Genomic DNA, 25,476 nt, shown 5'->3' with positions numbered 1-25,476 from the left:
GCACGGGGGTGTCACACGCGCTTAATACCGTGGGTTCAACTGCCGCTCGTTGAACGCCACGCGCCATGTCCGACATTCATGCCCTGCCGCCGCACCTGCCCCACACGCCGGACACCGAAGCGGCGCAAGCGCCCGCGCAGCGGCCCGGCGGTGCGCCCGCCACGCCGCCCACCGGCACGCCGCAGGCCCGGCCGCTCGTCGATGACACGCTGCTGGGCCGGCTCGGCAACACGCTCTCGCGGACCGGCGCGCGACTGCGGGCGAGCAAGTTCGACGTCAGCACCGCCTTGTCGCAAACCAGTCAGCACGGCAAGCCGTTCGCGCCGGCCGATTTCACCGCCGACGGCGAGCGTTATGCGGCGAAGCCGGTAGCAGGGTCGAACGCGGCGGGAACGGCGCTGGCCAAGACCGAGCGGCAAAGCCGCCAGGCGTTGGGGAAAACGGCGCGCGCCGCGGATTCTTCCACTTCGAACACCGCGCTTGCGGTGGAGCACGGCAACGAAGCATCGACGGCGATCCCGCTCGATGCCATGACCGGCGAGGCCGCGTTGAGCGAGTACGTGCGCCATCAACTGCCTGGTCCGTCGCACGATCTGCTCGCACAGGCCGAACTTTCGCATCGGCTGAGCGCTTTGGGCGGCTCCGACGCGGCCTTGCCGACCGGCCGGGGCTCGCTCGTCGCCCAGGCGTTGCACGGCGCGAGGATCGGCGACGCACCCAGCGCCAACCACGTGCTCGACGCCCTCGAACATCTCGACTTCGCGCAGATGCACACCGCCCGCTCGAGCACGCCCGCCGAAGCCGGCGCCTGGCAAGTGGCCCGCACGCTGGCGCGCACCGACGCCGGTTTCGAAGCGCTCAGCCAATTGCGCCATCACGGCCAACCCGCCCCCGGCGATGTGTCGACGCAACTCGCGCAACGCATGATGCTGCAAGCCGCCGATGCGCTCGATCCGCCGCTCCACGGCGCAGGCCCGGCGCAGGACCCCGCGCCCGCCGCCGTCGCCGCGCGCGCGGCACCGGCAGCAGGCACGCCGCTCGATGAAACGCCGCTCGCTTGGCAAGCCTACGACGCCGCCTCGACACTGACCACGCAAGGACGCGCGGCACTGAGTGCCGATCAGAAAGGCGCGTTCTTCGCGTGGCGTCAGAATTTCCGCGAGGACGGACGCGGCAGCGACCTGTCGCAAGCCCGCGAGCGTTTGAACAAGTTCTCCGCGAAGACCATCGACCGGGTTGGCGAAAATCGTTGGAAGAGTTTCCTGCCGCGCCTCGCCGGCAAACGCAGCTCGCCGCTCTCGGCGCTGCGCTTCGGCACCCAGGGCGTGCCGCGCAAAACGATCGGCGCCGAACAGGGCAAACTCGACGAGGCCATGCGCGGGGCGCTGGAGCCGCTGCGCGAGCGTCCGGAAATGCGCGCCGCCGCCGCGCTTTCGCACGCGCGTCCGGAGCAGTCGATTGCCGAACTCGCGGCCTTGCATGTGTGGCTCGAGTCGGGCGGCTTTCCGAACGGCCGGATGGATGCCGATCAGTTGCACCAGGTCACCGAACGCGCGCAGCAGATGTGCGCCGAGTTGCAGCCGCGCGATGTCGGCTCACCCGCCACGCTCGATCGCCTGCGCGCCGAAACCGCGCGCTGGGCCAACACCGATCCGCACACGCTCGCGCGCAGCAAGCCGTTCAGGTCAATCGCGAAACAGCCGTTCAATCTGGAGCGGCTCGCTTCATGGGGCAAGGTCGCCGGAGTGTCCGCCGATTCGCCGTTCTGGACGCAGGTGTCGGCCCTGAAGGATCAGGCGCGCCCGGCCGCCCAGGCCGCCCAGGCCGACAGCGCCGACGCGGTCCGGCAAACGCTCAAGGACGTCGCGCACGATCTGCAATCGAGTTCGCGCTTGCGCCTGACCGATGGCCGCCGCATCGGCGTCAGCACGCGCGGGCTCTCGGCGAATCTGAGCAAGGTGCTGCATGCGGGCGCGGTGCCGATCGCGCCGCGCGTCGATCTGCGCGCGTCGCAAACCCGTGAAGCCGTGGTCGAGTTGAGCCGCGGCACGCATGGTGTCGAGATGTTCGTCGGCACCGCGAAAACCCAGCTGCGGCATGCGGGCGTCGGCGTGCTGGTGGGCTACGACGTCGACGTCGGCTTGACCCAGCTGCGCGCCGGGCTGACCACGCAGGCCGTGCTGCATTCGCAGGAGTTGTCCGAGCCGAGCGGCGTATCGCTGCGGGTGGCGCGGCGTGTCAATCGGAACGGCACCGGCTACGACGACAGCGCGATGCGCGCGAAACTCGAAGGCATCATTGATCATGTGTTCGACGAGACGACCGAGGCGCACGGCGCGAATTCGGGTGGCGCGCGTGGCACCTGGAACCGGCTCGCCGACCATTATTTCGACGACCCCGACGTGTCGATCAGCTGGACCGACTCGGTGGCACGCACCGTCAAGCGCGGCGGGTCCGCCGATGCCGGCGTCTCCGTGACCGTGCCGAAGATCGGCTCGCCGTTTCGCGCGGGCGCGAATATCGGCATCGGCTATGAAAAGACCGCGAAGCAGACGCTCGATTCAAATGAACAAAGCGGCCGCATGCAGATCGAGCAGCATCGGGTGGGCGCGGGCTCGCGTCTGATCGGACGGCTGAGCGGAACCGTCAGCGCCACGAAAGCGGTCGGTGCGCCTGCGTCGAGTGTGGGGGTGGGCCTCGTCTCGCTCGACGCACCCTCCGCGACCATGACCTTCGCCGACGACAGCCACCTCGCCAAAGTACAACTCGTGCGCGAGGACGGCGCGCTGACGCATCGCGCGTGTCTGCTCGACACTGAGTATTCCAGCGCTGAAACCTACACGCGCGCGCTCGACGCGAGCCGCGACCAGTGGCTCGATCTGTTCACGGAACAAGTGCTCGCCGAGCAGGAAGGCGAACGCCAGGACGCGCGGCTGAATGGCCGTCCCGAACCGCAGCAAACGCCAGCGCGCACGCTCGCGGCGCAACGTGTCGACCGCCATCTCGGCGACGTGAAGGCGAACCGGCGGCCGAATCAGACCTACTTCCACCGCTACCGGCTCAAGCGCGGCGCGGCGAAGCAACTGGACATGCTGGCGGCAATGTCGAAACAGTTGCCGCCCGCCGAGGCCGCCGCGGGGCACGCGCAAATCGACGCGAAGGTGGACAGCATTCTCAACGATCCGGCCTCCTGGATGCCGATCGAACTGAAGGTCAAGGAGCGCACCACCAGCACGCGCAGCCCGGGTTTCAATTTCGCGCTGCAGGTGAATACGCAGACCAGCGCGACGGGCGACCGCGAACTGTTTGCGGAGAGTATTCCGTTTGCGCTGGTGGATCGGCTGGACGGTTAGAGGCGGGACGTGTGGTGAGTGCGGCCGGATCATTGCGGAGCTCTGGAAATCCAGTATCCTGAACATCCTGCTGAACGTATCCGACAGAGCCGGCTCTTCTCCATGAATCTATCTTTTGAAGTCCTGCAGGTGCTCGATGCAATCGATCGAACCGGCACGTTTGCGAACGCCGCCGAAACGCTTCACAAGGTGCCGTCCTCGCTGAGTTATCTGGTTCAGAAACTCGAACTCGATCTCGGCGTCAAGCTATTCGACCGCACCGGCCGGCGCGCCACGCTGACGCACGCGGGGCGTGTGGTCGTCGAGGAAGGCCGCCGTCTGCTGGAAGCGGCCGAAGCGCTCGAATTCAAGGCGAAGCGAATCCAGCATGGCTGGGAGGCCGATCTGCACATTGCCGTCGACGAGATCATTCCGTTCGATCTGCTCTGGCATCACGTCAGCGAGTTCTACAAGCTCAAGCTGGACACGCGGCTGCATCTGTCGAAAGAAGTGCTGGGCGGCTCGTGGGACGCGCTGCTCACTCGTCGCGCGGATCTGATCGTCGGCGCGGCCGGCGATCCGCCGCCCATTCCCAATCTGATCGCGAAACCGATCGGCTCGCTGCGGCATGTGTTCGTGGTGGCGCCGGATCATCCGCTGGCGTCGATACCCGGACCGCTCACGCTGGACGTCGTCGCGCGCCATCGCGCGGTCGCGATCGGCGATACGTCACGCAAACTCGCGCCGCGCACGATCGCGCTCGCCGTCAATCAGGAAGTGCTCACGGTGCCGACGCTCGAGGCCAAACTCGCCGCGCAGATCAAGGGCCTGGCAGCGGGCACGATTCCAGAATGCCTCGCCGTCGAGGCGCTGAGCCAGGGCGAACTGGTGCAAAAGGAAGTGATCGGCATGCGCGACGTCACGCATTTCTATCTGGCGTGGCGCGACAACGAATGCGGCAAGGCGCTGCAATGGTGGGTCGAGCAGTTGAACCGGCCAGACCTGATCGACGAAGTGGTGCAACAGCGAACGCTGCACGGTTGAGGTTCGACTAGCAGGCTTCGCTGATCTCGTCCGGCGGCGGGTCGTCGAACGATGCTGCAGTGGCATGCGCATTCGTGTCCATCCGCGTATCGCCGCCGGCGGAAGTACCGGCCGGCGCGCACGCTTCAGTCGCGACACGCAGCAAGTCTTTAGCGGCCTTGAAGTCGTCCCAGTCGCGGCCTTCCGTGAGTCTCGCGCAGGCTGACTTCACCAGTTGCACCGCCTCGACGCTTCGGCCTTGCGCATGCCAAAGCCGCCCGAGACTGGTCGCGGCCCGCAGTTGCAACGAGCGGCAACCCTGTGCCAACGATTCCCCCATTGCCGCGGTGAGACTCGCCTGTGCATGCGTCGCCGCATCGCCGGACGGTGACTGGCCGGCGTACTCCATCAGCAGCAATTCGGCATGCACGCGTCTGAGTTCGGCGGCATACCACTGGTCGCCGGTCTCGTCGCCCCGCGCGAGCGCGTCGGCCACGGCGGCGATGCCCTTCTCCCGCTGTCCGGCACGGCCGAGCGCGAGACTGTATTGCGCGGCAAGCATAGCGCGCGGCGCGGCATATTCGAGCGCCTGGAGATCGTCCAGCGCGGCGCGGAAGCTACGCACACGCTGCGCACTGGTGTCGTCCAGCGAATGCAGGTATTCGTCGAAACAGCGGCAGCACGCATGCGCCACCCGCAGCCCGGCACGCGCCGACACGTCCCGCAACAGCGCGATGGCCCGAGCCGCCCGCTTTCGCCGGCCCGCCAGCAGCGCCAGCGGAATTTCCGCCTCGACCAGCACGTAGCATGTGACCATCGCCTGTTCCTGCCGGCATGCTTGCGCAACGCATGCCTCGGCGACCCTGAGCGCCTGATCGCGCGCGCCCTGCAAGCCGAGCAGGCGGGCAAACGTCGCGCGGCCGACCACGCCCTGATCGATGGATTGTCCGAGCGGCAGCCGATATTGCAAGCGGCCGGTGTGCTGCAAGAACTGATCGAGCGAGGCACGCGCCTCTTGCTGATCGCCCACGTAGTGCGAGGCAATGCCGAGCAAGCGATGAGCGAGAATCCCGTTGGCGGTATCGCCCGTCTGCGCGGCGAGCGACGCGAAGCGCCGCGCGAACGCCAGCGCATTGCGCGCCGCACCGGCCGACTGGCTCGCGTTCCACATGCCCCACAACGCGCGCGCTTCGAAGGTCTGATCGCCCGACGCAATCGCGAGTGCCAGCACCTCGGCCCAGATGCCGAGCGTTTCCCGGTTCGGTCCGTTCACATGGACGAGCGCCGCACCGAGCGCGGCGAGCAGCTGCATGCGCAAGCGCAAATGGCGCGGCGAGCGCGCACCCTGATGCATCGCGTCCACGGCGTCAAGAGCGCGCCTTGCCCACACGCAGCATTCGTCGACCAGCGAGAGTTCATAAAGCAGCGACACGAACTTCACCGCCAGCGTTTCGCCCAGCGCAGCGTCACCTTTCGGTGATAACGCCCAGGCCAACGCGGCTCGCAAATCGTCGAGTTGCTCGCGCATGTGGTGGCGCCAATGCTCCGGGCCGACGCCCCCGGCATTTGTGTCATGGGCTTCATGTGCTTCACGCGCATTGCTCGGCGAATCGAATGCGACCAGGTCCGCGAAATAACGTGCATGCCTGAGCGTGACGAGGCGCCGCTCGCCGTTGTCGTCGAGCTTTTGCATCGCGTAGGCACGCGTGGTTTCCAGCAGCCGGTAGCTTGCCTTGCCGTGCTCCGCGTGCATCACGACCAGCGATTTTTCGACGAGTCCCGATAGCGCCGCGATCACGTCGGACTCACGCAAGCCGTCGTCACTCACCATGGCGATCGCCGAATCGATCGTGAAGCTGTTCACAAAAACGCCGAGCCGGCGCAACGTCGTGCGCTCGGTGTCGTCCAGCAAGGCGTGACTCCAGTCGAGCGTCGCCTTCAAGGTCTGGTGGCGCGGCAGCGCCGTGCGATTGCCGCCCGTCAGCATGTTGAAGCGGTCGTCGAGATGGTCGGCGAGTGTCTCGATGCCGAGTATCGCGGCGCGCGCCGCCGCCAGTTCGATGGCCAACGGAATGCCATCCAGGCGGCGGCACACGGTGCCGGTCAGATGAATGCTTCGGTCGTCAAACGAAAAGCGCGCGTCGATCGCGCGGGCGCGTGACAGGAACAACTGCACGGCGCTGCGTTGCAAAACATGCTGGCTCTCATCGTCGCGAGCGGGCACGTCGAGTGACGCCACCCAGTACAGGTGCTCGTCCACGACACGCAGCGGCTCGCGGCTGGTCGCGAGAATCCGGATGGCCGGACTCACGTTCAATAACGCTTCGGCCAGCTCGGCGGCGGGGCAAAGCACGTGCTCGCAGTTATCCAGTACGAACAGCACGCGCCGTTCGCCGAGTTCCTTGCTGACGCGCGCCAGCGTAAGCGGCCCGCTCGCCGCGCTCACGCCGACGCTGTTGGCGAACATGGCAAGCACGCTATTTGCGTCGACGGCGGACGCCAGCGGCACCAGATAGACGCCTTCCGGAAAGTGCGCCAGCGAGCTGCGCGCGATCTCGATGGCCAAACGGGTCTTGCCGATCCCGCCGGAACCGACGAGCGTGACATGGCGCGTTGAAGCGAGCGCCTGCGCAACGTCGCTGATGGCCTGATCCCGGCCGATCAGCGATGAGCTATTGGCAGGCAGATTGTTGGGGACGTTGCGAACCGACGGGACTGGTTCGGAGGTATCGGGCGCGTTGTCGCGAACGGCGTTGGCCGGCTGTTCCGCGCAAGCCTCTCTGGATACCAGCCGGTAGCCTCTTCCCGACACGGTCTGTATCAGGTTGCGGCTCTCGCCCAGCACCTTGCGCAAGGCGGACATATGCACCTGAAGATTGTTCTCTTCAACGATGGTGTCCGGCCATACCTGTTCGAGCAGGGCGTCCTTCGACACCAGCGCGCCGTTCGCGGCGATCAGCACGGCGAATATGTCGAATGCACGGGTGCCGATGCGCACAGGCTGTCCGTCGAGCAACAGCTCTCGGCTGGCGAGGTCCACCTGAAGCGGGCCAATGCGGGTCATTGCCTGAGTATCCAAGACACAGCGGGATGAGGAACCGCTGAGGACTGACTGCTCAGCGAAGCGTCCCCGAAGTCTAGATCAACCGCGAGTACGCATGCGCGGAAAAAACTGATCCTATCGTTCAAATTTTTTGTACTGAGCAAGCGGCTGCCGGCTGCGGCTCGCGCGGTCTAGCGCGAGTCGCCTGACATGAGAGTGGACGGCATGCACGCGATGACGGAAGCCAGAATCATGGCGTCCGCATTGGCCGGGATCGCGCTGCGTACTCTCGGCTTGTAGATCACATCGTCACGGCGAATCGTCGCGCCGCTCAGAGCGCAGCGTCCCTTGCTGCGCGCGCGGCAGCAGATCCACACCTGGTCGACATATTGGCAACGGGTCGCATCCTGCCAGAGCACGGCAATCGACGTATCCGACAGACGCTCGAGCACTTCGATCTGGATATGCCGCGACGGCGCGTGCGCGGCGGCGACGCGTTTCGCCCGCGCCTTCAGATAGGCTTCACCTTCGGTCTCATTGCAATAGTCTGCCAACAGCCGGTTGATCACGTGGTTCCACACTGGCGCGCGGCCGTCGTCCGGCATTGCCGACGGGTTCTCGCTGACCTGGCAGTACGCTTGACGACGATCGCGCGTCTCGTGCTGAGCCGTCTCGGTGCGTTGCTTCAAGGGGGTGTCGATATGCATGATGCTGCTCCCGAAGTGTTTGCGGGTAGAACCGGGTCCCTCTTCCGACACGCCTCGCTGACGACGTGGTGCCGATACGGCGTTACCAGCCGAACTTGAGTTCGGCGCCTACATAGTCGGAATTGCGCGCACCCAGGTCGCGCAGCGACGGACCGACCTGGAAATGTACGGCTTCGAGCGCGGCGGCGAGATTCGCGGTGACCGCATAGTCGGCGCGCAGCTGCGTGTAGAAACCGGTCCAGCGGCTGCCGTGTCCGGCGGTTCCCGGCACGACCGCCGAGCCTTGTTGATACACCGCGTCGGCGGTGGTCTCGCGCCATTGCAGCCCCACGCCCGCGAGCAGCGACAGCTTGCTGTTCGGTTTGACGATGAGCGAAGGCTTGACGTGAATCACGTTCGAGTAGCCCGTATAACCAGCGAGCGCGAAGTAGTAGCCGTTCGGAAAGAGCGGATTGAAGGTGCCGATGCGGCTGTCTCCTGGATGCGTGTCGCCTGAGGCCGCATCCACTTGCAGGCCGAGACGCGGGGTCCACGGCAACGAAGCCAGCGTGTAGCCGGCGAGCGTGCCCACCGCCCATGCGCCGATCGTCTTGCTGCCGACATGGCCCCACTGATACATCGCCTCCGCGTCCCAGTCGATGTGATTGACGGAGCCCGCGTAACGCGCGTCGAACACGTCGCGATGTTCGTCGCCGGTGGCGTCGAGAAAGCGCGCATTACTGCGGTTGTAGCGGGAGTAATAGGCGGACAGGTCGCCCGGACCGACGGCCTTGCGCTCCACCCGCGCGCCGCTGAACGTCAGGTCGCGATTGGAGACGTCGTCGAAATCCGAGTTGTCGCGGTACTGCACCGGCTGCGTCGCATAAGCGATCCAGCGCCACGGGCCGGTTTCATAATCGGCCCAGATGGCGTCGAAGGCCTGGCGCACGTTCGGGCCGTCACGCACGGAGATGAACCGCTGCAAGTCGAACGCCATCTCCTGCCGGCCGACACGAAACTTGAAGGTGCCGGGACCGAGCGGCTCGGTAATGGCGACGAACGCCTGGCGCAAGTCGAGCGGATTCTTGTCGACCGGCGAGACGTTGTCCTTGCCGAACGGACGTGCATCCTCGAACTGCGTGAAGATCTGCACGTGCGGGCCGAGGCGCACATCCGCGTGGACTTCAAGACGTTGCAGCACGTACGTGTCGTCGCGGCCCGAACCGAGGCCGAAGAGCGGCGCGTCGTTCATTTCGAGCCGCTCGCGCAGCACCATGCCGAGCGAGATATATGCGTCGGGATTGCCGAACAGCGGAATGTATTTCAGCGAATCGAAGGGCTTCTTCGGCACGCACGGATTGGCCAGCGCCGACCAGTTTTCCTGCCAGCGATTGAACATGACAGCCGGCCGCGCGCATGAAGTGCTTGCGGCCGCCGCCGTGCTGCTGGGCGTGCCGGTCGTGCTGGTATCCTCTGCGCCGCCGAGCGCAGTATCCGCCGCCGACGCCGGCAGCGCGGCCGCCAGTCCCGTGCTGATCAACAGCGCACGGGCGGCACGCAGCGCCGAACGCCGCCGCAACGCCTGCAAGTTCTGGATGAGGCCTGCTTTACTGGACATCGTGCACTTCGGCGATATACCCACCCGGGAATTCGAGCACGGCGCTCTTGCCTGCTTCGCTGCTATACGGCTGCGACAGCACCTTCGCGCCGGCCGCTTGTGCGCGCTCGAGAGTCTGCGTCAGATCGTCGACGGCATAGCCGGTCGTTTCACGTCCGAACGGGAACGGCAGCTTGCCGTCCGTGACGAACACCACCATGCGGCCGAAGCCCGAATTGATCCGGATCTCGCGAATCGTCTCGCCAAGCCGGCCAATCACGCCGGCATCCGCGCGCGGGTTATCCGACACGACCTTGCCATGCGAAAAATGCAGCCAGCGGCGCACGAAGTTGTTGGCTTCATAACGCGACACATAGACGCGGTTATCCGGCACGCTGTGCAGCGGCGCATAGTTCGGCGCCTTGGTGTGCCAATAGAGCTGCATCGTCAGGCCGCCCGGCCACTGGATGATCGCGTCCTTGCCGATCGGATCGTCGAAGCTATCGACCAGCACGTCGGCGCCCGCCGCGCGCGCCGCCTTTACCGCCTGGTCGATGTTGGTGACCAGATAGCCGGTCCGCTCATTGCCGAACGGATAGGGAATCGGCGTTTCGAAGCCGAACACCGACAGCATGCCGACCGGCGTCTGCACGTATTGCGACGCGGTCTTGCTCGGCGTCGGCGTCACGGTGAACACCGCGCGCGGCGATGCCTTGCCGCCGAACGTGGCGAGAAAGCTGGTGACGAACGCGTCGAGATCCGCCGAGGCGACATACACGTGTGTCGTGTCGTACTGCGCGCCGACCGAGACGTCGGGCATGCGCGCCGCGAGCGCGGTCTTGTTCGAGACTTCCGGCGGGCCGTTATCGGCGAAAGCGGACGACACCGGCGCGAGGCCGATCAACACGGCAGCGCAGAAGGCCGCGATGGGACGAAACCGTTGAAGCGAAGTGAACATGTGATTACCCGATGGTGTTAGCAAGATCTGAACGGACGGCTTGCAGGATCAGCCGCCCTCTTTTGTCGCGCCGGGCGTGGCCGGCTTTTGCGCCGAGGTGCTCTGCTGCGATTCGGCGACCCGAACCGTGGCCGTCTGCGCGAAAAACTGCGCCTTGACGACCGGTATCGCGTGCTCGCCCAGCACCATCCCAAGCAGGCCGGCGAGCGCGATCAGTGGCGGCGCCGGCGACTGCACCTTGAGCAGCCAGTAGAGAAGTCCAATGCCGAAGCCAACGCCCAATGAAATGATGTAGCCCATTCTGATTTCCTTTCGATGCCCGCTTGCGGCGTTCGCGTGGCCCGTTTCCAGGCGGCGTCAGACACGCGGCGAGCCAGTCGTCATATGCGGCGAACCGCGTCAATTCGCCCAGTCGGAACCCAGCACCAGCCCGCAGAAATTCAGCCGGCGATAGTTCGGGTCCCACCGGTCCAGCACGTCGGCATTCACGGTGCCGAACGTCGTCTCGGGACGATGCTCCATGCCGCGCGCGTAGGCTTCGAGGATCTTCTTCTTGAAGCCGGCTTCGCGCGGACAGGCCTGCACGATCTCATCGCGCTGCTGCGCGGTGAATTCGTCATAACGGGCACCGCGAATATCCATCTGCACGCCCGCGCTCACCAGCGCGACGAGCGGCGACAAATGCTCGGGAATGCCCGGCGTGGTGTGCAACGCGATCGCCGCCCAGACCTCGTCGATCGCGCCGGCGGCGGCGCCGTACTGCAGCATGAAGTCGCGCGCCTCATTCGCGCTGTCCACCTCGTAGCGATACGGAGAGCGCCGGTGTCGCACATTCAAACCGACGTTGTGAAACAACGCGCTCACGTACAGCAACTCCGGGTCGAACGTCAGCTTGTCGCGAGAGCCGGTCAGCGCGCCGAACAGAAACGCCCTGAGCGCGTGATGAAACATCAAGCCGGACTCCGCGGCCCGAATCTGATCGGTTGCCGCCCGCGCCATCGGACTGTCGGGAAAGCCGACTCCCGCAATGTTCTTCTTCATGTCATCTTCTCCCTATCCGGCACGCCGCCGCGGGTGCGCATCGCCGACCGACCGATCAATGCAGCGTACCGAATTAACCTCATAAAGACTTTGGCGAATCCTTAAAAAGACTGAATCGATGCGGCGCGTCTCGCTGCGCTCACAACGTGAGTTCATGAATGCGCCGAACGCCGTCGCGAATCCATTGCAGCAGACCGCCGGAGCTTGGGTCGGCGTCGTCCGTCGACGCCAGCATCAGCTTCTCCGTTTCATGGTGTTCGGACAGCAGCCGGCACATCTCGCGCGCCACTTCGGGACGCCGCGCGAGAATCGGCGTCAACGCGGCCTTGTCGAGCTGGAACACCGTGGCGTGCGTCATCGCATGAACGACCACGCCAGTTCTAACGCCGGCGAGGATGCCCGACTGACCGATGGAGTCCCCCGGCGCGAGCCGGCGCAATTCGACCTCGCCGCTGTCCTTCGGCACGCTCACTTTCGCCACGCCGCGCGCCAGAATGTGCAGCGCGTGGCTGCTTTCATCGGCGGCGCTGTAGATGGTCTCGTCCATGTCGAACTCGTGGCATGTCAGTTGCGAGGCCAACTCCGCGATCCCACCGTCGTCGAGCGTCTGGAAGATGAGCACGTTGTGCAGCAGGCGCTGCTTTTCATTCGCGGCGTCGACCACGGGTTCGGGCACGGACAACGGACGCAGCACCACGCCGCGCGATAACAGATGCCGGTGCGCCAGATCGAACAGCTCGTTGCGCACCTCGGTCTTCTTGCCGAGCGCATCGACGTAGCAGACGATCTCGTATTCGATCGCGTCATTGGTCGCCCGCCGCACGCTGACGACCGGCTTCGGATCCGCGAGCACGTTCTCCGAACTGGCGGCGGCGTTGGCGAGCGCCTGCAACACGGTAGCGGGCCGGATCGACGGCTTGACCGGCAGCAGTACGCTGATGCCGTGCGTGTGCGAAGGCTGGTTGGCGTTGACGATATTCGTGCGCGCCGCCACGCTGTTGGGAATCACGACGATATTGCCCTGACCGTTGAGCAGGCTGGTCGCGCGCCAGTTGGTCTCCACCACCTTGCCTTCGACCTCGCCGATGGTGACCCAGTCGCCGATCGCAAAAGGCTCCGTTGCGTTGAGCACCACGCCCGAAAACACGTCGTTGAGCGTGCTCTGGATCGCGAGACCGAGCACGATCGCGAGTGCACCCGAGGTCGCGAGCAGGCCGCGCACCGGCAGTTCAAGCACGAAGGCAATCGCACCGACCCCGGCCGCGAGGAACACCAGCGCACCGAGCACGTCCTGAAACAGGCGCTCCTCGTGCCATGTCTCCGGCAGCACCGTGCGATCCAGCACGATCGTCACGAGCCGCGCCCCTTGCAACCACCACACCACCTCCAGCAATTGCGCGAGCAGATGGCGCAACGGCTCGTCCGGCCATGGCGCCGCACGCAGCGGATTCATGCCATAACTGAACAGCACGTAAGTCGACAAGCCGAACATCAGCGCACGCAGCGCGAGACGCCCCTTGTCCGTTTTACGGCTCATGAACCGCCAGGCGAGGAAATCGAGAACCAGGATGCCTAGCCCATACAGCACGCCATCGTCGAGGGTCGGCATAAAGGTTCTCGCTTGTCGGGTGGCACGAAGCGGTGGCTGTCAGAACGCGAAACAGCTACATCCCAGCGCGCCCCAGAAACCATTCGAATCGCTGACCGGCACGTTCTTGCGCCACGCCCAACCGTGCGCATGGGCATGCACGCCGCACAGATTGACGCAACCGTCCACGCACGCGACCGCGGTCGGCTTGTAACGGCTGTAGCCGCCGAATTCCGTGACCGGCGACCACGACGGACTGACCGGCAAGTCCGGCGGCGCGAGCGGCGCGAACTCGTCGTCCGCATAGACCACCTTGCCGCCCACCACCGTCATGTTCGAGGTGAGGAACTTGATGCGGCTCTCGTCGACCGAGAAGTAGTCTTCGCTGAGCACCGCGAAGTCCGCGAACTGGCCGGGCACCAGCGCGCCCTTGCGGTCTTCCTCGTTCGAGAACCATGCGCTGCCCACCGTGTAGCGGCGCAACGCCTCCATCCGGTCGAGCTTGTTCTCGCTCGAATACATCGACGTGCCGCCCACCGTCTTGCCCGACACCATCCAGTAGAGCGAGACGAACGGATTGAAACTCGCGACGCGCGTCGCATCCGTGCCCGCGCCGACCGGCAGGCCGGCGTCGAGCATGTGGCGGATCGGCGGCGTGCGCTTCACCGCCTCCTCACCGTATTGACGGATGAAGTACTCGCCCTGATACGCCATGCGATGCTGGATCGCAATGCCGCCGCCGAGCGCGTGCACACGCTCGATATTTTTCTGCGTGATGGTCTCGCAGTGATCGAAGAACCAGCGCAGCCCGTTGAACGGAATCTCGGCATTCACGCGTTCGAACACGTTCAGGAAGCGTTCGATCGATTCGTTGTAGGTCGCATGCAGACGGAACGGCCAGCGGTTCGCCACCAGCAGTTTGACGACTGTCTCGAGTTCGTCCTCGAGCGCGTCCGGCAAATCGGGACGCGGTTCGAGAAAGTCTTCGAAGTCCGCCGCGGAAAACACCAGCATTTCGCCAGCGCCGTTCATGCGCAGGAAATCGTCGCCCTCGCCGGGCTTGGTCATCTTCACCCACTTGGCGAAGTCTTCGATTTCCTTTTTGGCGTTCTGCGTGAACAGGTTGTAGGCGATACGCACGGTCAGTTCGCTGTGCTTCGCCATGTCCATGATGACGGCGTAGTCGTCGGGATAGGCCTGATAGCCGCCGCCCGCATCGATCGCGCTCGTCACGCCCAGGCGGTTCAACTCGCGCATGAAGTGGCGCGTGGAATTGCGCTGATCCTCGGGCGCGAGTTTCGGGCCTTTCGCGAGCGTCGCGTACAGCAACCCGGCGTTGGGCCGTGCGATCAGCATGCCCGTCGGATTGCCGCGCTTGTCACGCTGGATCTCGCCGCCGGGAGGATTGGGCGTGTCTTTCGTATAGCCGACCGCGCGCAATGCCGCTGCATTCAGAAGCGCACTGTCGTACAGATGCAGAACGAACACCGGCGTATCCGGCGCAATCGCGTTGATTTCTTCGAGCGTCGGTCCGCGGCGCTCGGCAAACTGGAATTCGTTCCAGCCGCCCACCACGCGCACCCACTGCGGCGCCGGCGTGCGGGCCACCTGCTTGCGCAACATGTCGAGCGCGTCCGCCAGCGACGGCACGCCGTCCCAGCGCAACTCCAGGTTGAAGTTCAGGCCGCCTCGAATGATGTGCAGGTGCGAGTCGTTCAGGCCCGGAATGACCGTACGGCCTTTCAGATCGACGTGCCGCGTGGCGTCGTTGGCGTGCCGCATCACTGCATCGCGCGATCCCGCGGCGACGATGCGGCCGTTCGCCACGGCGAGCGCGTCGGCGAACGAGCGCTTGTCGTCCTGCGTGGCGATCTTGCCGTTGAAGAAGACGACCTCGGCCGGCGTCGGCGCGGAAGGTGTGGAAGTCATGGCGATCCTCATGGGAGAGCGCTCCGGTTGGCGCGCGCGGAGCTATGTCCGGGCAAGCCCGGAAATCGGGAAACAGGGAGGCCTGGAGGCGCACACAGGGCGCGCCTTCCATCGAGCATTCGAACAGGTGCTGCGGCCGGCAACGGCGCATCGGGGACGCCGGCACGCCGTCGCCGAACGGCCCGGCGTCTGTCGATACGGATTGGCCGGCGTCATGTCACGCCGGTCGCGGCGAATCAGCCTGCTTCGCTCGCGTGCTCGCCGAGAATCGACTTGGCGTAACGCACGCCGATGCCGTATGCGCTGTGCGCCTTCAGGATGTCCATGCAGCCTTCGTACGTTTCGCTGCGTCCCCAGTCGCGTTGCAGTTCGAACATGTACTGGAACGAGGTCATCGGCACCGCGCCGGCCTGGATGATGCGTTGTACCGCGCGTTCGTGTGCTTCCGTGGTGATGTCGCCGCAGGCGTCGGTCGGCACGTAGATTTCGTAGCCTTCGTTGATCATCTGGATAGTCGGGAACGACACGCACACTTCCGTCCACAGGCCGGCGATCACGATCTTCTTGCGGCCGGTCGCCTCGATGGCCTTGCGAAAATTCACGTCTTCCCACGAGTTCATCGACGTGCGGTCGATCGGCGTGTACTCCGGAAACACCGATTGCACTTCCGGCACCATGTCGCCGCTGAACGACTTGGCGGCCACCGTGGTCAGGATCGTCGGGACTTTGAAGAGCTTCGAGGCCTTTGCGATCGCCTGGACGTTGTGCAGAATGGTGGTGCGCTCATGCGACGTCGCTCCAAAGAACATCTGCGGCTGATAGTCGATCAGGGCAACCGCACATGAATCAGGGGTCAAGAGTTCTTTCGGCATTACGGGCTCCGTATTGAATGGACAAAGCAGTCTGAGTGACTTGCCGTGCTCGCTCGAGCAGCGAGTGAAAAACTGGAACCGAGTTTATCGACGGCGCTGCGCGGAGTCCTTGTCGAAGTCCTTAATCGTTATTAAAAAAGACCCAATGAAAGCGTGCGGCGCGACGCACGGCGCGCGCTGATAACGCCGACCGGCGAAGATCCGCATTCAGAACAATTAAGCAATCTGAAGTTCTCTACAGTGCCTCGCACCATGCATTGAAGGCTGCGATGTCGCGTGATGCATCGTCAGGACGGGACGTCCTTCAACAACACAAGACTGGAGAGAAAGCCTGGCTAGCCCGTCTGGAATTCCGTCGGCGAATCGCCAGACGAACCTCGCCATTCGAAGGCCGGCCGTGCATCTCACCTTTCCAATTCAGCAAACAGCCAGTCCTGAAAGCTGCGCAGCTTCGGCAAGTCGGCACGCGACTTCAACAGATTCAACGTATAGCCATTCACGCTGAGTCCCTCCACACCGAACGGCGCGACGAGCCGCCCGGTTTCCAGTTCGCGTTGCGCAAGCAGCAGACTCTCCAGACACACCCCCAGGCCGTCGACCGCGGCGCTCAACGCCATGAACGAACGGTCGAAGCGCGGCCCGCGTCCAATATCGATCCGCGTCTTCCGATGCAAACGCATCCAGTCCCGCCAGCCGACCAGACAACCTTCGCTGTGAATCAGCGGATGGTGCTGCAGGTCCGCGACGCTGATGAGCGGATAGTCGCCGCTCATCAGCGCCGGCGCGCATAGCGGCACGATCGTCTCCGGCGGCAACTCCAGCACCAGGGTGCCGGCCGGTTGCAGCTTGCGCGGACCATAGCGAATGTCGATATCGACCGCTTCCGAAATCAGGTCCGCCGCTTCCGATGACGCATTCAAACGCACGTCGATATCGGTATGCGCCGCGCTGAAGCGCGCGATGCGCGGCATCAGCCATTGGGTCGCGAAACTCGGCGTGCAGTGAATCGTGAGGATGTCGCTCTTCGCCACGCGGCCGATCTCGCGCGTGGCCGCATCGATGCGTGCGAACGCCGACGTGATTTCCTCTGCGTATTGCCGCCCCGAGTCCGTCAGCAGCACCGTGCGATGCAGCCGATGGAACAGACGAATGCTCAATTGCTCTTCGAGCAGCTTGATTTGATGGCTGATCGCCGAGGGCGTCACGAACAGTTCTTCTGCTGCGAGCGCGAACGACGAAAGCCGGGCGGCCGCTTCGAAGGCTTGTATCGACTTGAGAGTGACGCGATTGTGCATGGCAGCATCCACGTGAATTCAATTCATCTATCGACCCATCTTAATTCGTTTGAGCGCTTGCAGGCGCGCGATTACGCTTGTCATCACTGGCTGCGGCGTCAATGCGGCCCACGCAAAAGACCTAGGAGACAACAGTGAACATCAGCGAAACCGCGCCGTATCCCGAACTCGCGGAGCACGCCTATCAGATCCGCCGCAACGCCCTGCGTATGGGCGAGGTGCAAGGCCAAGGCTATATCGGCCAGGCGCTCGACATTGCCGACGTGCTGGCGGTCGCCTACTTCCGCGCCATGCGTTATCGCGCCGACGACCCCGACTGGGAAGGCCGCGACCGCTTCCTGCTCTCCAACGGTCATTACGCGATCGCCTTGTACGCGGCGCTGATCGAAGCCCGCATCATCGCCGACGAAGAACTGGAGACCTACGGCAGCGACGACAGCCGCCTGCCGATGTCCGGCATGGCGAGCTATACGCCCGGCATGGAGATGTCCGGCGGCTCGCTCGGCCAGGGGCTGACGATTGCGGTCGGCCGCTGCCTCGGTCTTAAGCGCAAGGGTTCGGACGCCACCGTCTACACGCTGTTCTCGGACGGCGAACTCGACGAGGGCGCGGTGTGGGAAGGCCTGATGTCCGCCGCGCACTGGAAGCTCGACAACCTGATCGCGATGGTCGATGTCAACAACCAGCAGGCCGACGGGCCGTCTTCGGCGGTCATGGCGTTCGAGCCGCTGGTCGAGAAGTTGCAGGCGTTCGGCTGGTTCGTGCAGCGCGTGGACGGCAACGATCTCGCGGCGGTAGTCGCCGCGTTCGATGCGGCGCGCGCGCATCCCGAAGCGCAGCCGCGGATCATCGTCTGCGATACGCGCATGGGCTGTGGCGTGCCGTTCCTCGAAGCACGCGAGAAGAACCACTTTATCCGCGTCGATGCGCACGAGTGGCAACTCGCGCTGCAGGCGCTGGAAGCCGGGAGAACCGTATGAGCGCCGCCGCACCGAAACCGCGTCTGAAGACTTCGGCGATGATCGCCTCGATCGCCGGTGAAGGCCAGATCACCCGCTCCGCGCCGTTCGGCCACGCGCTGGTGGAACTGGCGCGCAACCGGCCCGAAGTGGTCGGCATGACCGCCGACCTCGGCAAATACACCGACCTGCATCTGTTCGCGAAGGAATTCCCCGAGCGCTTCTATCAGATGGGGATGGCCGAACAACTGTTGATGGGCGCCGCCGCCGGCATGGCGCACGAAGGCGCGCAGCCGTTCGTCACCACCTATGCGGTGTTCGCCGCGCGCCGCGCTTACGACTTCATCCACCAGGCGATCGCCGAGGACAACCTCGACGTCAAGCTGGTCTGTGCGCTACCCGGCCTCACGACCGGCTACGGCCCGAGCCACCAGGCGGCCGAAGACCTCGCCCTGTTCCGCGCGATGCCGAACCTCACGGTGATCGATCCGTGCGACGCGCTCGAAATCGAACAGATGGTGCCGGCGATTGCCGACCATCGCGGCCCGGTGTATGCGCGGCTCTTGCGCGGCAACGTGCCGGTCGTGCTCGACGAATACGACTATCAGTTCGAACTCGGCAAAGCCAAGCTGCTGCGCGACGGCGCCGAAGTGCTGATCATCTCGTCCGGGATCATGACGATGCGTGCGCTCGAAACGGCCAAGGCGCTCGCCACGGACCGCATCGACGTGGGCGTGCTGCATGTGCCGACCATCAAGCCGCTCGACGCCGTCACGCTGCTGCGCGAAGCGCGCCGGCCGGGGCGTCTCGTGATCGTCGCGGAGAACCACACGGTGATCGGCGGGCTCGGCGAAGCGGTGGCCACCGTGCTGCTGACCAACGGCGTCACGCCGCCCTTCCGTCAGATCGGCCTGCCCGACGCCTTTCTCGATGCCGGCGCGCTGCCGACACTGCACGACCGCTACGGCATTTCCACCGAGGCGATGTGCGACACGATCAAAGGCTGGCTGCGCTAGGCATTGAATCGATCCGTAGGGCAAATCGTAATCACCGATTGCCAACCACGCAGCACAACATAAGCATCACACTCAGGAGATCCGCATCATGTCAGAGTCACGTCTTCTCGACGGCAAGGTCGCCGTCATTTCCGGCGGCGCGTCGCCGCGCGGCATCGGCATGGCGACCGCACGCAAATTCGCCGCTCATGGCGCGCGCATCGCCATTTTCGATCTCGACGAAAAGGCCGCGATCGAAGCCGCCGCTTCGATCGGGCCGGAGCATCGCGGCTATGTGTGCAACGTCACCGATCGCGGCGCATGCCAGGCTGCTGTCGAGCGCACCGTCGCCGATTTGGGTTCGATCGATATCCTGATCAATAACGCCGGCATCACCCAGGCGGCCAAGCTGCTCGACATCGACCCGGAAAGCTGGGATCGCATTCTCGATGTCAATTTGCGCGGCGTGCTGTACCTGTCGCAAGCGGTCGTGCCGCAAATGAAGAAGCAGAAGAGCGGTTCGATCGGCTGCATGTCGTCGGTATCGGCGCAGCGCGGCGGCGGCATTCTCGGCGGCCCGCACTATTCGGCGGCCAAAGCCGGTGTGCTCGGCCTCGCGAAAGCGATGGCGCGCGAGCTCGGCAACGACGGCATCCGCGTGAACTGCGTGACGCCGGGCCTGATCCAGACCGACATCAACGCCGGCAAGATCAGCGACGACAAGCGCGTCGAGATTCTCGCGGGCATTCCGTTGAATCGCCTCGGCGTGCCCGACGACGTAGCCGGCGCGTTCCTGTTCCTCGCGTCGGACCTGTCCTCGTATATCACCGGCGCGGTGATCGACGTGAACGGCGGCATGCTGATTCACGGCTGATTCAAGGCCGATTCGTCCAGCAGGACGAGCCGTCCGGCGGGAGGCCGGCGGCGGCGATGGAGACACAGTAGTAGATAACAACCAGGCGCGGCGCGCGACACGTGCAGCCGCCGCGCTCGAAGTTCGAAAAACATAACGACGCGCGATTCAGGTTTGGAGGAAGACACCATGACTAACCGTTCGAACGCCCCGCAGGGCATCAGCCGCCGCACCTTTCTGAAAGCCGGTGCGACCTTGTCCGCAGCCGTGCCGTTATGGAGCGTCTCGCGGCGCGCCATGGCGGCGCCCGAGTTTTCATACAAGCTCGCCACCGGCCAGGACCCGACTCATCCGGTCAATATCCGCGCCCAGGAGGCGATCAATCACATTCGCGAGGCGACCAACGGCCGCCTCGACATCAAGCTGTTCCCGCAGAACCAGCTCGGTTCCGACACCGATCTGCTCTCGCAGGTGCGCAACGGCGGCGTGGAGTTCTTCAACCAGGCCTCGTCGATTCTCGCGACGCTCACGCCGGCCGCGGGCATCGTCAACACCGGCTTCGCGTTCAAGGACTACGACGCGGTGTGGAAAGCGATGGACGGCGACCTCGGCAATTACATTCGCGCGCAGATCGGCAAGTCCGGCATCGTGTCGGTCAGCAAGGTGTGGGACAACGGCTTCCGGCAGATCAGTTCGTCCACGCGTGCGCTGCGTGCGCCGGCCGATCTGAAAGGCTTCAAGATCCGCGTGCCGCAGGCGCCGATGCTGACCTCGCTGTTCAAGGCACTCGACGCCGGTCCCGCGCCGATCAACTTCAACGAACTGTATTCGGCTCTGCAAACCGGCGTGGTGGAAGGCCAGGAAAATCCGCTGCCGATCATCGCCACGGCCAAGCTTTACGAAGTGCAGAAGTACATCAGCCTCACTTCGCACGTGTGGGACGGTTACTGGATTCTCGGCAACCGCGCCGCGTGGGAACGGCTGCCGGCGGATATCCGCGCCATCGTCACGCGCGAATTCGAAAAAGCCGCGATGCTGCAGCGCGCGGACATCGCGAAGCTGAGCAGCTCCCTGCGCGACGATCTGAAGACGAAGGGCATCACCTTCATCGACGTGGACCGCGAGTCGTTCCGCGGCGCGCTGGCCAAGACGAGCTTCTACCACGACTGGAAGAGCAAATACGGCGACGAAGCCTGGAGTCTGCTGGAGAAGTCCGTCGGAAAACTGGGGTAATGCGATGACCACGATCTCATATTCGCACGAGCGGCAGCACCGCTTCGCCTGCGCGCTCGATTCGGCGCTCGGGCACCTGGTGGAGATTCCCGCCGCCTTGCTGGTGCTCGCCGAAATCGTCGTGCTGCTGGCCGGTGTGACGAGCCGCTATATCCTGCACTCGCCGCTCGTCTGGTCGGACGAGCTCGCCTCGATGCTGTTCCTCTGGCTCGCCATGCTCGGCGCCGTGATCGCCTTGCGGCGCGGCGAGCATATGCGGATGACAGCGCTCGTGGGCATGGCGCCGCCAGGCGTGCGCGCGTTCCTCGACGTGGTGGCGATCGCCGCGCCGATCGCGTTTCTCGCGATGGTGATCGGCCCGGCAATCAGCTTCGCGCAGGACGAGTCGTTCATCACCACGCCCGCGCTCGAACTGTCCAACTCGTGGCGCGCCGCCGCGTTGCCGGTCGGCTCGGCGCTGATGCTGCTGGTCGCCGTGGTGCGGCTCGCGCGCATGAGCAACTGGCGCCTCGTGCTGGGCGCGCTCACGTCGGTCGGCGCGCTGGTCGGCATTTTCATCGCGCTCGGGCCGGTATTACGCGACCTCGGCAATCTGAACCTGCTGATCTTCTTCGTCGGCCTCGTGGCGCTTGGCGTGCTGAGCGGCGTGCCCATCGCGTTCTCGTTCGGACTCGCCACCTTCGGCTATCTCGCGCTGACCACGAACACGCCGATGCCGGTGGTGGTCGGCCGGATGGACGAAGGCATGTCGCATCTGATCCTGCTCTCCGTGCCGCTCTTCGTGTTTCTCGGCCAGTTGATCGAGATGACCGGCATGGCCGCGGCGATGATCGCGTTTCTCGCGAGCCTGCTCGGCCACGTGCGCGGCGGTCTTTCGTACGTGCTGGTCGGCGCCATGTATCTGGTGTCGGGCATCTCGGGATCGAAAGCCGCCGACATGGCGGCGGTCGCGCCGGTCCTGTTTCCGGAGATGAAAGCACGCGGCGCGAAACCCGGCGACCTGGTCGCGCTGCTCGCCGCGACCGGCGCGCAGACCGAAACGATTCCGCCTAGCCTCGTGCTGATCACGCTCGGCTCGGTGACCGGCGTGTCGATTTCGGCGCTCTTCACCGGCGGCATGCTGCCGGGCATCGTGCTGGCGATCACGCTGTGCATCGTCGTGCAATGGCGCTATCGGCGCGAAGACATGTCGGGCGTCAAGCGCGCGACTCGCGGCGAGATTCTGCGCAAGCTCGTGATCGCGTTTCCGGCAATCGCGCTGCCGTTCGTGATTCGCGCGGCGGTGGTCGAAGGCATCGCGACGGCGACCGAAGTCTCCACCATCGGCATTGCCTATGCGGTTCTTGCCGGCTTGCTGATCTACCGCCGTTTCGAGTGGACGCGCCTCAAGCCGATGCTGATCGATACCGCGACGCTGTCCGGCGCGATCCTGCTGATCATCGGCGCGGCCACCGCCATGGCGTGGGCGTTGACGCAGTCCGGCTTCTCGGGGCAACTCGCGCAGACCTTGGGCGGTTTGCCGGGCGGCGCGGCGATGTTCATGGCGGCGTCGATCTGCATGTTCGTGATTCTCGGCAGCGTACTCGAAGGCATTCCGGCCATTGTGCTGTTCGGCCCGCTGATGTTTCCGATTGCGCGGGCCATGCATATCCACGACGTGCATTACGCGATGGTCGTGATCCTCTCGATGGGCGTGGGCCTCTTCGCGCCGCCGTTCGGCGTGGGCTACTACTCCGCTTGCGCGGTGAGCCGCATCCATCCGGACGAAGGCATGAAGCCGATTCTCGGCTACATCGCCGCGTTGATGGCCGGGCTGATCATCGTGGCCGCCGTGCCGTGGATTTCGACGGGCTTCCTGCATTGAGCCATTGAGTCCGTCAAGCGCGAGGCATGCGGCGTGCCCCGCCTCGCGCGATGTTCTTCCGCCCGTTTCTTCAGGCCGGTTCGTTAGATTTGCCCGATCACCGCCCGCGGCGCATGACGCAGCGGCGTAGAGGAGCCTTTTGCCATGTCCACCACCGAAGCCCTATCTGTTGCACCGAACGCTTCGTCTGCTTCGATCACTTCACCGCCGCAGGTCGCGTCGGTATCAGCCACGCAAGCGGCGCCGTTGCCCTTGGCCGACGCGATCCGTTTCCTCTCCATCGATGCGATTCTGCGCGCCGGCGAAGGCCATCAGGGCGTGCCGCTCGGCATGGCGGAAATCGCGACCGCGCTATTCACACGTCACCTGAAATTCAATCCCGCCGATCCGACCTGGCCCGACCGCGACCGCTTCGTGCTGTCGAACGGCCACGGCTCGTTGCTGCTGTACTCGCTGTTGTATCTCACCGGATATGGCGCGATCGGGCTGGAACAGATCAAGACCTTTCGCGAGCTAGGCTCGCATTGCGCGGGCCATCCCGAGTACGAACCGGCGCACGGTATCGAGGCCACTACGGGGCCGCTCGGCCAGGGCATCGCCAACGCATTCGGCATGGCGATCGCCGAAGCGTATCTCGCGGCGAAATTCGGCAGCGACCTCATCGACCACTACACGTATGCGTTCGTCGGCGACGGCTGTCTGCAGGAAGGCATCGGTCAGGAGATGATTTCGCTGGCCGGGCATCTGCAACTGGGCAAGCTGATCCTCTGCTGGGACGACAATCAGATTACCGACGATGGCAGCACTTCCCTCTCGATCAGCGAAGACGTCAGCGCGCGCTTTCGCGTCGGCGGCTGGCATGTGGTCGAAGTCGACGGGCACGATCTCGAAGCGGTGTCGGCGGCGCTGACGATCGCGCGCGCGGACCCGCGGCCTTCGATGATCGCGTGCAAGACCGTGATCGGCCGCGGCATTGCGCGCCTGCAAGGACAGCGCGGCGGCCATAGCGGCAAGCTGTTCCAGGCGGACGCCGACGCGGCCCGCGACGCACTCGGCTGGCCGCACGCGCCGTTCGAGATACCGGCGGAGATTCTGGCAGCATGGCACGCGGCAGGACGGCGTAGCGACCCGCAGTATTACGCATGGCACGAACGTCTCGCTGCGTTGCCCGCCGCACAGCGCGACGAGTTCGAACGGGTCCAGGCCGGCCACCTGCCGCAAGGCTGGCGCGACGTGCTCGACGACTACCGCAAGCGCGCCGTGGAGCGCGACGAGCCGCAGCCCGGCATCACCGTATCGGGCGAGATCAGCGATCTGCTTGCGCCGTTGTTGCCGGAACGCATGGTCGGCTGCGCCGATCTCGAAGCGCCCACCGGCCACAAGCGCCGGTTGCATGCTTTTACCGCTGAGGACCGCAGCGGCGCCTACGTCCATTGCGGCGTGCGTGAACACGTGATGGGCTCGATGGCCAACGGCATGGCCGCGCACGGCGGCGTGATCGCGACCAGCGTCACCTACCTGGCGTTCTCCGACTATCAACGTCCGGCCATGCGCATGGCGGCGCTGATGGGCCTGCCGGTGCACTACGTGTTCAGCCACGATTCGATCGGTGTCGGCAAAAATGGACCGACGCATCAACCCGTCGAAATTCTCGCCTCGCTGCGCGCGATGCCGAACATGCTCGTGCTGCGTCCCGCCGATGCCGTCGAAGCCGCCGAGTGCTGGGCGCTCGCGCTCCAACATCGGCGCGGGCCGAGCACGCTGGTGTTCGCGCGCCAGGCGCTGCCGTTGGTGCGCCGTGAATATAGCGCCGAGTCGCTCTCGCAGCGCGGCGCTTACGTGCTGGCCGAAGCCGAGGGCGGCACGCCCGCGGTGACGCTATTGGCAACCGGTTCCGAAGTCGCGTTGGCCTTGCAGGCGCGCCGCCAGTTGCAGGACGAAGGCATCGCGACGGCCGTGGTGTCCATGCCGTGCTGGGAGATTTTCGACGAACAGGACGACGCCTATCGCGCAGCCGTGCTCGGTTCCGGCACGGTGCGAGTCGGCGTGGAAGCGGCGTTGCGTTTCGGCTGGGACCGCTATCTCGGCGAACGCGGCGGCTTTGTCGGCATGACGGGTTTCGGCGCGTCGGCTTCGGCGGAGACGCTGTACGAGCACTTCGGCATCACCGCGCAGCATATTGTCGCTGAAGCGAAGCGGCATCTGTAA

The 25,476-nt window shown here is 65.0% G+C and carries 18 protein-coding genes; 8 read left to right on the top strand and 10 right to left on the bottom strand.

Translation table 11 applies throughout. The features are described 5' to 3' along the window. The first annotated feature begins 65 nt into the window (after window positions 1–65). Entirely contained in the window at window positions 66–3,353 is a 3,288-nt protein-coding gene (locus tag P0D96_RS13875; RefSeq protein ID WP_408313875.1) for an autotransporter, read from the top strand. A 102-nt stretch (window positions 3,354–3,455) separates the two neighbouring features. Further along, on the top strand, window positions 3,456–4,376 hold the full coding sequence (locus P0D96_RS13870; RefSeq protein WP_132381779.1) for a LysR family transcriptional regulator: 921 nt from the start codon (window positions 3,456–3,458) through the stop codon (window positions 4,374–4,376). 7 nt (window positions 4,377–4,383) lie between these two features. On the opposite strand, the gene P0D96_RS13865 is transcribed toward P0D96_RS13870, so the two are convergent. The 10 genes from P0D96_RS13865 to gcvA all read right to left on the bottom strand — a co-directional run bounded on the left by P0D96_RS13865 (window position 4,384) and on the right by gcvA (window position 17,364). Then, a complete protein-coding gene (locus P0D96_RS13865; protein ID WP_408313873.1) occupies window positions 4,384–7,419 on the bottom strand; it encodes an ATP-binding protein in 3,036 nt (1,011 codons plus the stop codon). 170 nt (window positions 7,420–7,589) lie between these two features. Further along, the gene (locus P0D96_RS13860) at window positions 7,590–8,105 is read right to left on the bottom strand and encodes a DUF3331 domain-containing protein (RefSeq protein ID WP_408313871.1); all 516 of its coding nucleotides are present in this window, start codon (window positions 8,103–8,105) and stop codon (window positions 7,590–7,592) included. A gap of 82 nt (window positions 8,106–8,187) precedes the next feature. After that, window positions 8,188–9,702 (bottom strand): alginate export family protein, encoded by a 1,515-nt coding sequence (locus P0D96_RS13855; protein ID WP_408313869.1) that lies wholly within the window; start codon window positions 9,700–9,702, stop codon window positions 8,188–8,190. After that, window positions 9,692–10,639, bottom strand: a complete 948-nt coding sequence (locus P0D96_RS13850) for a glyoxalase (protein WP_408313868.1) — start codon at window positions 10,637–10,639, stop codon at window positions 9,692–9,694. The genes P0D96_RS13855 and P0D96_RS13850 overlap by 11 nt, the downstream gene beginning before the upstream one ends. A gap of 48 nt (window positions 10,640–10,687) precedes the next feature. Next, a complete protein-coding gene (locus P0D96_RS13845) occupies window positions 10,688–10,939 on the bottom strand; it encodes a DUF1427 family protein (protein ID WP_408177789.1) in 252 nt (83 codons plus the stop codon). Window positions 10,940–11,038: 99 nt separating this feature from the next. Next, on the bottom strand, window positions 11,039–11,680 hold the full coding sequence (locus tag P0D96_RS13840; RefSeq protein ID WP_408313866.1) for an HD domain-containing protein: 642 nt from the start codon (window positions 11,678–11,680) through the stop codon (window positions 11,039–11,041). A gap of 139 nt (window positions 11,681–11,819) precedes the next feature. Next, window positions 11,820–13,289, bottom strand: coding sequence for a mechanosensitive ion channel domain-containing protein (locus P0D96_RS13835; RefSeq protein ID WP_408313864.1), 1,470 nt, complete (start codon window positions 13,287–13,289; stop codon window positions 11,820–11,822). A gap of 39 nt (window positions 13,290–13,328) precedes the next feature. After that, on the bottom strand, window positions 13,329–15,197 hold the full coding sequence (locus tag P0D96_RS13830) for an amidohydrolase (protein WP_408177786.1): 1,869 nt from the start codon (window positions 15,195–15,197) through the stop codon (window positions 13,329–13,331). 236 nt (window positions 15,198–15,433) lie between these two features. Continuing rightward, complete coding sequence (locus P0D96_RS13825; protein ID WP_408313863.1) at window positions 15,434–16,069, bottom strand: hydrolase; 636 nt, start codon at window positions 16,067–16,069, stop codon at window positions 15,434–15,436. Window positions 16,070–16,473: 404 nt separating this feature from the next. Continuing rightward, window positions 16,474–17,364 (bottom strand): transcriptional regulator GcvA, encoded by an 891-nt coding sequence (gene gcvA / locus P0D96_RS13820; protein ID WP_408313861.1) that lies wholly within the window; start codon window positions 17,362–17,364, stop codon window positions 16,474–16,476. Window positions 17,365–17,498: 134 nt separating this feature from the next. Between gcvA and P0D96_RS13815 the strand changes: the two genes are divergently transcribed. The 6 genes from P0D96_RS13815 to tkt all read left to right on the top strand — a co-directional run bounded on the left by P0D96_RS13815 (window position 17,499) and on the right by tkt (window position 25,476). Continuing rightward, window positions 17,499–18,344 (top strand): transketolase, encoded by an 846-nt coding sequence (locus P0D96_RS13815; protein WP_408177784.1) that lies wholly within the window; start codon window positions 17,499–17,501, stop codon window positions 18,342–18,344. Continuing rightward, window positions 18,341–19,339: a transketolase family protein gene (locus P0D96_RS13810; RefSeq protein WP_132381757.1), complete on the top strand. Its 999-nt coding sequence runs from the start codon at window positions 18,341–18,343 to the stop codon at window positions 19,337–19,339. The genes P0D96_RS13815 and P0D96_RS13810 overlap by 4 nt, the downstream gene beginning before the upstream one ends. An 88-nt stretch (window positions 19,340–19,427) precedes the next feature. Then, window positions 19,428–20,192, top strand: a complete 765-nt coding sequence (locus tag P0D96_RS13805; RefSeq protein WP_132381755.1) for an SDR family NAD(P)-dependent oxidoreductase — start codon at window positions 19,428–19,430, stop codon at window positions 20,190–20,192. 168 nt (window positions 20,193–20,360) lie between these two features. Then, on the top strand, window positions 20,361–21,404 hold the full coding sequence (locus P0D96_RS13800; RefSeq protein ID WP_132381753.1) for a TRAP transporter substrate-binding protein: 1,044 nt from the start codon (window positions 20,361–20,363) through the stop codon (window positions 21,402–21,404). Window positions 21,405–21,408: 4 nt separating this feature from the next. Continuing rightward, entirely contained in the window at window positions 21,409–23,268 is a 1,860-nt protein-coding gene (locus P0D96_RS13795) for a TRAP transporter large permease (protein ID WP_408313859.1), read from the top strand. A gap of 144 nt (window positions 23,269–23,412) precedes the next feature. After that, window positions 23,413–25,476 (top strand): transketolase, encoded by a 2,064-nt coding sequence (tkt, locus tag P0D96_RS13790; RefSeq protein ID WP_408313857.1) that lies wholly within the window; start codon window positions 23,413–23,415, stop codon window positions 25,474–25,476.

The sequence above is a fragment of the Paraburkholderia sp. RL17-347-BIC-D genome (genome assembly GCF_046027915.1).
Lineage (GTDB): Bacteria > Pseudomonadota > Gammaproteobacteria > Burkholderiales > Burkholderiaceae > Paraburkholderia.
This window is presented reverse-complemented; position numbering and strand designations above follow the sequence as displayed.

Coding starts and splice junctions, on each gene's coding strand:
- P0D96_RS13850 (WP_408313868.1), bottom strand. CDS start 10,639: ATGTTCACTTCGCTTCAACGGTTTCGTCCCATCGCGGCCTTCTGCGCT.
- P0D96_RS13810 (WP_132381757.1), top strand. CDS start 18,341: ATGAGCGCCGCCGCACCGAAACCGCGTCTGAAGACTTCGGCGATGATC.
- tkt (WP_408313857.1), top strand. CDS start 23,413: ATGTCCACCACCGAAGCCCTATCTGTTGCACCGAACGCTTCGTCTGCT.
- P0D96_RS13855 (WP_408313869.1), bottom strand. CDS start 9,702: ATGTCCAGTAAAGCAGGCCTCATCCAGAACTTGCAGGCGTTGCGGCGG.
- P0D96_RS13875 (WP_408313875.1), top strand. CDS start 66: ATGTCCGACATTCATGCCCTGCCGCCGCACCTGCCCCACACGCCGGAC.
- P0D96_RS13825 (WP_408313863.1), bottom strand. CDS start 16,069: ATGCCGAAAGAACTCTTGACCCCTGATTCATGTGCGGTTGCCCTGATC.
- P0D96_RS13795 (WP_408313859.1), top strand. CDS start 21,409: ATGACCACGATCTCATATTCGCACGAGCGGCAGCACCGCTTCGCCTGC.
- gcvA (WP_408313861.1), bottom strand. CDS start 17,364: ATGCACAATCGCGTCACTCTCAAGTCGATACAAGCCTTCGAAGCGGCC.
- P0D96_RS13860 (WP_408313871.1), bottom strand. CDS start 8,105: ATGCATATCGACACCCCCTTGAAGCAACGCACCGAGACGGCTCAGCAC.
- P0D96_RS13800 (WP_132381753.1), top strand. CDS start 20,361: ATGACTAACCGTTCGAACGCCCCGCAGGGCATCAGCCGCCGCACCTTT.
- P0D96_RS13835 (WP_408313864.1), bottom strand. CDS start 13,289: ATGCCGACCCTCGACGATGGCGTGCTGTATGGGCTAGGCATCCTGGTT.
- P0D96_RS13830 (WP_408177786.1), bottom strand. CDS start 15,197: ATGACTTCCACACCTTCCGCGCCGACGCCGGCCGAGGTCGTCTTCTTC.
- P0D96_RS13805 (WP_132381755.1), top strand. CDS start 19,428: ATGTCAGAGTCACGTCTTCTCGACGGCAAGGTCGCCGTCATTTCCGGC.
- P0D96_RS13840 (WP_408313866.1), bottom strand. CDS start 11,680: ATGAAGAAGAACATTGCGGGAGTCGGCTTTCCCGACAGTCCGATGGCG.
- P0D96_RS13865 (WP_408313873.1), bottom strand. CDS start 7,419: ATGACCCGCATTGGCCCGCTTCAGGTGGACCTCGCCAGCCGAGAGCTG.
- P0D96_RS13870 (WP_132381779.1), top strand. CDS start 3,456: ATGAATCTATCTTTTGAAGTCCTGCAGGTGCTCGATGCAATCGATCGA.
- P0D96_RS13845 (WP_408177789.1), bottom strand. CDS start 10,939: ATGGGCTACATCATTTCATTGGGCGTTGGCTTCGGCATTGGACTTCTC.